A 7,001-nucleotide genomic window follows, 5' to 3' on the forward strand; every position below is an offset into this window, starting at 1 on the left:
ACCAGACAATAAACGCGGTTGCATCGATTACCCCCCTGCCCTCCTTTCGCCCGGCTTGCAAAGCTGCGTAGTAGGCTTTCTTATCCCGCTCCACCTGGCGTGAAAATGAGAACGGCAGAGCATTGGCATGGGCAAAGACATACTCGATCAACGCCCGGCCGATGCGGCCGTTACCGTAAAAAAATGGATGAATGGATTCAAACCAAAGGTGCGCCACGGCTGCTTTGATCGGTGCCGAGATCCCGTGCTCCTGTTCGAGCCATAACAAGAAGACACTCATTTCTTGATTGAGGCATTCCGGCGGAGGAGCCTTGTGTAGAACGTCCTTGGAGCCTGCGGTGGCAGAACGCACGATCTCCAGTTCAAAACTGCGCCCCCGACCCAGGTCTTCGATCTCAATCCCAAAAAACAACAGGCGGTGCCATTCAAAGAGAACCTCTGCGGTCAGAGGTCCTGGGGTAGAGCGTGCAGCGGTCATCAATTCCGCGACAGCATCGGACCTTCGCGCAATGACCCCACGATCGCGATGTTTGAGAGACGCAATAATGGACGCCTCGATATCCGCCGCATCCAATGGCACGCCTTCTATGCCAAAGGATGACATCGCTTCCTGGGCTAGCTGCGTGAGGTGAAATTTCTCACGGTCAGGATCCGGCATACCATCGACAAGCCCCGCAATCTCACCGATCGTCTTCGCCGAAGCAGCCAGATATGGCTCTATGCGTGCACGGTCATAGTCGAAGTGTGGACCGGACTGCTGCGAAGTGGTTTGGCCCACCCAAAACTTTGCAGCAGTCCGGTCCACACCTTCGCAACCACAAAGCCCATCGGCTCATGTAGTATCCCGTTGCCTTCCTGTTACTTGGCGCAATCGTGCAAGCCTGCCGGCCCACAGGGCGGCCTTTTGATCGGTAGCCAGCGCCTCTGCTCGTGACAGCAGATCTGCGGCGACATCGGTATCGTGCCGCAACGTGACCGGATTGGCCGCAAGATCCAGCCGGATCACCTCGGCCTGACACCACGGCTCAGCACCGCGCGCGATCGCGTCGCTTGCCGCGCGGAAATAGGGCTGAGCAGCCGCGACCTCGTCATTTTGCACCAATGCGGCGGCAAACATGGCGTCAAGAATCGTGGTCGAGACAACCGTCTTGGACCGGCACAGCATCCTGCGGCCTGTGTAGAACCGGTCCGATGCCTCTGGGTCGGCGTTCAGATGCAGATCGGCAATACCCACCAATCCGTTCGAGTAAGCTGCCCACATAGAGCTGTGGCGATCGCTCGAAAGCTGCAGACTGATTGCAGCCAGCCTCTGGGTCGCTTCGAAATCTCCCAAGATCAGCATGGTCTGCGCGGCCAGAACATGGGCGGTGATCCTGGCCTGGATCAGCCCCTTGCGATCAGCCATTGCAAGAGTCTCGTCAATCATCGACCGGGCGTCGTCCTCGTACCCGAGTATGGTCCGCACCCGGGCGTGCAACATTCCTATCGGGATCATCTGGTCGACCCCCATCGCATCGACGCTGCTCGGTGCGGCCGGGCGATTCAGAGCCTCAGTGGCGATACAAAAGGCGGCGTCGGCCTCGCAAAAACGCCCGAGGATCAGGTTGCCCGCAGCGATAAAGCGCTGACCCAGCGCCTCTTGCGGGCCATAGGCGTCGTTCCATGCGCGCAACTTGAGGATCTGTTCGCCCACCTCCCGCGCCCGGTTTCCGTCGGCTTGCGTGTAATGCATCGAGTAGGTCTGCCAGAGGATCGGGATGGCATAGCGCGACGACGGGCGAGCGACCGCAAGCCTCTGCGCTTCGCCGAGCAGGCCGGTCGTCTCTGGATGGCCATATCCCAGATCATGCGCCGCGCACAGGCTGAGCTTGCCCATAATATCCAGCCGGTCATCCTCGCTTTCCTCGGTAAAGCGCAGATGAGGCAGTTGCGCCAATGCTTCGTTGAACAATGCGCGCGCTTCGCGGTGGGCGAATTCGGCCAGCGCCTTTGACCCGGCGTCCTTGTACAGGGTCAGCGCCTCGCGATGCAGGTCCGCCGCCACGGCGTGGCGGGCTATGGTTTCGATTGGCGCCGTGCCACCGTGCCGGAAATGATCAAACAGTCGGCGATGGGTTTCCCTGCGATCATCCCCTGTTAGGTTGTCCTGCGCGGCATCGGCGACCAGAGCATGGCAGAAAAAATACTCTTCTCCAACATTGCCCAGATAGCGAAAGATAACCCGTTCCTGCAACATCGCCGCCAGCGCCTGATCGACATCGGGAAAGTCACCGCCGCAGGCTGCCAGCAGCGAGGCGCGGTCGAATTGCCGCCCTATACACGCCGCTCGTTGGGCGACGTGCCGATGTGGCCCCAGACGTTGTATCCGCGCCTCCAGCGCCGCCTTAAGCGTCAGGGGCTGCGGAGTGACTTCATGTGGGTCGCCAAGTGTCGCATCCCTGTTGCAATAGCTGCGCGTCAGTTCCTCGAGAAATAGCGGCACGCCATCGGCCAGGTCGATGATCTTCTCAGCGACCTGCGCCTCTGGTTCGGACGCGCCCGCCAGATGCGCCCGGATCAGAAGTAGCGCATCAGTGCGCGACAGTCCCTGTAGTGACAGGTCGGTCCGAAAACGGCTGGGCAGCGTCGAGACGTCAAGCTCTGGCCGTCCGATCAGCAAGATGAACAGCTTGGCTTCACCAAGACTACTGCAAAGATGCTCGATCAGTTCCAGCGTGCTGGGGTCGGCCCAATGCGCATCGTCCAGCACGACAAAGGTCAGCCAGCCACCGTGCGCGCCAAGAAAGTAAGACAGAAGCGATGCGATTACGCCGGCCCGCCGATCCGCGGGAACCATATCATTGGCATCGGGGCCACCCGGTTCGCTACTGATGCGCAGCAGATGCGCGATTACGGCGACATGCTCAGGGTCGGTCACCCCGGCCTCCTCCAGATGGGCATTTAGGCGATCAGCCTGAGCTTTTGCATCTCCGGCCCGCGAGAGACCGGCAGCAATTGCGATGTGGTCCAGCACCGGTTTGAACGGCGTGCCTTGCCCCCGCTGTTCGCATTGCAGCAGAATCCGGCGCGCGTCGTATTCCAACGCCGCGCGGGCAATCTCTTCATGAAAGCGGGTCTTGCCGATACCCGGCTCTCCGGTCAGCACAACCAGTTGGCCATCGCCCTCGGCGGCACGCTCAAGGCGATCCATCACCAGATCGAACTCGCGCTGGCGCCCGATCATCTCTGCAGGTGCCGTGACGTTTCGAGCGGCAAAACGGTTGGTCAGTCGAGCTGAGCCGACCACCCGGGTGCCATTGGGGGTGTCGCGAAGCAGGAATTTTCCAGCGGTCAACTCCTGGGTTGCGGCCGAGATCAGAACCTCGCCAGAACCAGCGGTCAACATCAGCGCCATCGCCTGGTCCGGTGGGGCGCCGACCGGGTCGAGATCGGATTCAACCAGCATCTTGCCGGAACTGACTCCGATCCGGCAGGGCGCGATCCGCTGTATCTCGAGGGCAGCCTGCACTGCCAGCGACGCGGCATCCTCGGCAACGACGGGCCAACCGAAATAGCTGAAGCTCACAAGGCCTGGCGCACGGTCGGTCGTGCCACCGAACCGTGCAACGATCTTTGCGAACGCCGCTTCACACCTCTGCCGGATCGCATACACTTTTTCAGGGGTATCGGCGTCTGCCGCATCGCTGGGCAGAGCCCATGCCGACACCACCGTAACCAACCGACATTCACGCACCGCCCCGGCATCCAGCACGGGGACAGGATCGACTACGGCCGCATACCGCGGTGCAAATCGTCCGGCGCGCTCTGCAATTTCGGCGGCAAGTCGGGCGGTTTCGGAGTCCGGTTCGATCTGCAGGTCGTCACGCAAGCGCGTGGTCAGCTTCCGAAAGATATCATCGGCTGCGGCTGCATTTCCGGATAAGGCAAAACCGGTCATCAACCATCGCGCGGCTTGCTCATCATAGGGATCGGCCACGGTCATCTGTCTGGACGCTTCGATCAGCGCCGCGTTGTCACCCTGCGCTTCGGCCCGCTCAGCCCGCGCCTGTAGGATCGCCCGGACGGTGTCGCCGATCCGGTCACGTTCTGCCCGGATCCAGGCATCGATATCGGGCGACACTCCGTCCCACCCCGCCAGAAACACGCCCGGGGCGGCATCGCAGATGGCACTGTCCAGATCACCGAGATCACTGCGGATCGCGCGGGGGTTAACCGCCACCGACTGCCCGTCGGCCGAGATCACCTCAGGCTCGATCCCCGCAAAAACCCGCCGGATGCGGAAGATTGTCTGGCGCAGCGAGCCGCGTGCCTGATCCTCTCCACGCTCACTCCAGAATAGTCCGGCGAGGTGGGTGCGAGTTTGAGAAACGCCGGGCTGCATCGCGAGATAGGCAAATAACAATGCCGCGTGTCGGGTCGGAAACGTTACCGGCTCGCCATGGGTGCGGACATCGAGCCCGCCGAGTAGCCGCACCCGCACCGGACGCGGTAACAGGCACTGGTCGCTCGGGTCGAGACCCGAGCCTTCTTTGTCCATTGGCTGCATTTGTAACGCAAAATTAACACCGATCCCCTGCAACCGCCACCATTCGGGTGTCGTCTTGTAACGCCCAGATAACACGATCTGCGGCATCGTGGCGGCATCTGAGGGGCCTATTTTCCCCAAAGGACTGCTGTTTCGCCCGGAATTTTTTAGGGCTGTCAGCGCAATTTCTCGATTAGGAACCGACGATGATTTCAACCAATACCATTTCGATAGCCCCTACCCGGAAGAGTCACGATCGAAGTCGTGCGCTCTTCCGGGGGATTTCAATGGCATGTCCGGTCGCCCGGACCTAAGGGCGCATCAATTTGCCGCGCCGAGTAAATAACCCGAAAAACCGAAAGGAACCGAAGAATGGCTGATGTGAAGGTCAAGACCCAAATCACCCTCGACAAGATCAACGTTACGAAATGCTGGGACAAGTCGGTCAAGCGACCGGTGTCCGAAGCCGCGGCCAAAGTGATGGAAAAAGCGTTAAAACGTGTGTCGTCGCTGCAATATGTGAAGTCGATCAAACCCAAGGACAAGGGATTGGGCGTCAGCATGACTTTCACCGACATCGCTTACGACGCCAAGAAAAGGACGCTTGCGCTGAAGCTGGAGATTCTGGTGTCGAAATATCCCGGCCCCAAAATCGCGACGACAGGCGGCAGTCCGGCCAAGCTGATGGCCACCAGGCTGGACGAGAAAGCGGCACTGAAAGAGGCACCGTTGCTGGCCGGTGATCTGGTCGATTCACAAACAAAAAAGCTGATCAGCGTGGTTCAGGCGCTCGCCAAGTCGCTTTGAGCGATGCCCGCCACGCCACGGGCATTGCTCAAAGCGCCGACCGCGCCGGCAAAATCAATTGAGACTCCAAGATCCGGAATTCCAGAAAGGAAATTGAAATGAAACGCATATTGCTTGCATCCGTCGCAACAGCCGGGCTCTCCTCTGGTGCAGTCGCCGAGCCGTCGGCAGCCTGCACTGGTGACAGCTACCATGACCTGATCGTCGGTAGCTTTGAGAGATCGGGATTTCAAACCGACTCGCTGAAACCGACGCGCGCACCCGAAAAGGCTTCGGCCAAATCCGACTATGACACGCTGGTACGTGACAGCTTCTCGCGCGCTGGACTTGAGGTGCCCGAGAGCGATGCGCCGGCAAAAAATTCCAAAAAAGTCATCCGTGATCGGGAATAACCGCGGCGGCCGGGGCGTAATGGTTGAGCAGCGCGGGCCGCAAGCTCCGCAATGCGACTCATATTCTGAAAAGGACGATTGAACCATGCACCACACTTTGATCCGACCATGACCGATTGGAACTGATCGCGACGCCGGTCGGAGAACTGTTCTACCGATCCTGCGGTTTCAAGACGATCGAAACTATCAAACTCTCCACCGGCAACGTTGTCACATTTTCAGTCTCCCGAATGACCAAATCCGTCGACCTCGCGGATTGAGGATAGTCCGGTTCGAAGTTCACTTGAAACTTTGAAGCCAAAATTATTAATTAGTGAAAGGACTTACACATGTCTGTCGAAAAACAATACGCCGCCCAGGCACAGTCGTTCATCAATGGTGTGCTGTTTTCATCCAAGTACATCGATCTCGTTGAATCCCTCAAGAAAGAGTTCCACGCGTTCCAAAGTCACCTGGCCATCTCGCTTCACAGCAACATGGTGTACCCGAGATATGAAGCGATCCGGAAGAAGCTCGATGAAGTGCTCAAGACCGGGAACGTGCTTCTGAAAAAGAAAGAGGTGAAGAGTGCCAAGCAGGTTTACACCGCGCTGAAAACGCTCCTCCGGACCACGAAAAAGAGAAAAGCCGAGGTTGTTCGTGACGAAAAGGAATACGAAAAGAAAGGCCGTGCCTCGGGTTTGATCGAAGTCGACATACTGATCACGGCACGGGATTTCGCGAACCAGCCAATGAACGACGCCGTTGCCGAGATCGTGGTCGATTCAGCCCCCAAGAAGGCCAAACTGCTTGCCAGAATGTCCAAGGGAATGGTGCGGTTTAAAGGCATAATGGTCGAGCCGGACGGAAATCTTCACCTGAAGCTGAAGGTGAGGCGAAAATCCAAGAATATCCTGTCCAATAACCTGATCTACCGAAACCTGAGGCAGAGGAAACCTCTGGCAATCTCGGCAACGGAAGAGTTCACCAAGATCGAGGTCACGGAAACCTCGGGCAAAAAAGCCGTCAATTCGGTGAACGCGAAGGGAAGCGTCGGTGTGGACTTCAAGGTCGTCAAAGGCGGCACCGAGATATCCACGGCAAAAGGTCTTGAAAAGTCGACCGGCCGGTCCGAGAAGTACACCTTGTTCTTCCCGAAGGGTACGATGAAGCTCGTCCAAAAGTGAGCCAGCTCATTTCGGAACACAAGCTATGGATCATCTGGGCAACAAACCCAAAGAACTAAAGCATCCCGCCGAAAACTTGAATCGGGGGATTCCCAAATGGTTGTCAGTGTG

General features: G+C 58.5%; 5 protein-coding genes. 3 read left to right on the forward strand and 2 right to left on the reverse strand.

Features of this window, described 5'->3' with window-relative positions:
- Both GOX53_RS28340 and GOX53_RS28345 read right to left on the reverse strand, forming a co-directional pair.
- Positions 1–805 (reverse strand): Fic family protein (locus GOX53_RS28340; protein ID WP_371810453.1); only part of this gene is annotated, 805 nt, incomplete at its 3' end.
- Positions 806–832: 27 nt separating this feature from the next.
- Positions 833–4,537 carry an AAA family ATPase gene (locus GOX53_RS28345; protein ID WP_171182232.1) on the reverse strand — a complete coding sequence of 1,235 codons (3,705 nt, stop codon included), beginning with the start codon at positions 4,535–4,537 and terminating at the stop codon, positions 833–835.
- 360 nt (positions 4,538–4,897) lie between these two features.
- Between GOX53_RS28345 and GOX53_RS28350 the strand changes: the two genes are divergently transcribed.
- From GOX53_RS28350 to GOX53_RS28360, 3 genes are all read left to right on the forward strand, one after another.
- On the forward strand, positions 4,898–5,332 hold the full coding sequence (locus GOX53_RS28350) for a hypothetical protein (RefSeq protein ID WP_217351981.1): 435 nt from the start codon (positions 4,898–4,900) through the stop codon (positions 5,330–5,332).
- 98 nt (positions 5,333–5,430) lie between these two features.
- Positions 5,431–5,724 carry a hypothetical protein gene (locus GOX53_RS28355; protein WP_171182234.1) on the forward strand — a complete coding sequence of 98 codons (294 nt, stop codon included), beginning with the start codon at positions 5,431–5,433 and terminating at the stop codon, positions 5,722–5,724.
- 329 nt (positions 5,725–6,053) lie between these two features.
- A complete protein-coding gene (locus GOX53_RS28360; RefSeq protein WP_171182235.1) occupies positions 6,054–6,890 on the forward strand; it encodes a hypothetical protein in 837 nt (278 codons plus the stop codon).
- Positions 6,891–7,001 lie beyond the last annotated feature (111 nt).

The organism is Ruegeria sp. HKCCD8929 (assembly GCF_013031405.1).
Classification (GTDB): Bacteria; Pseudomonadota; Alphaproteobacteria; order Rhodobacterales; family Rhodobacteraceae; genus Ruegeria.

Excerpts from the sequence above, each read along its gene's own strand:
- GOX53_RS28350 (WP_217351981.1), top strand. The coding sequence starts at position 4,898 with ATGGCTGATGTGAAGGTCAAGACCCAAATCACCCTCGACAAGATCAAC.
- GOX53_RS28345 (WP_171182232.1), bottom strand. The coding sequence starts at position 4,537 with ATGGACAAAGAAGGCTCGGGTCTCGACCCGAGCGACCAGTGCCTGTTA.
- GOX53_RS28355 (WP_171182234.1), top strand. The coding sequence starts at position 5,431 with ATGAAACGCATATTGCTTGCATCCGTCGCAACAGCCGGGCTCTCCTCT.
- GOX53_RS28360 (WP_171182235.1), top strand. The coding sequence starts at position 6,054 with ATGTCTGTCGAAAAACAATACGCCGCCCAGGCACAGTCGTTCATCAAT.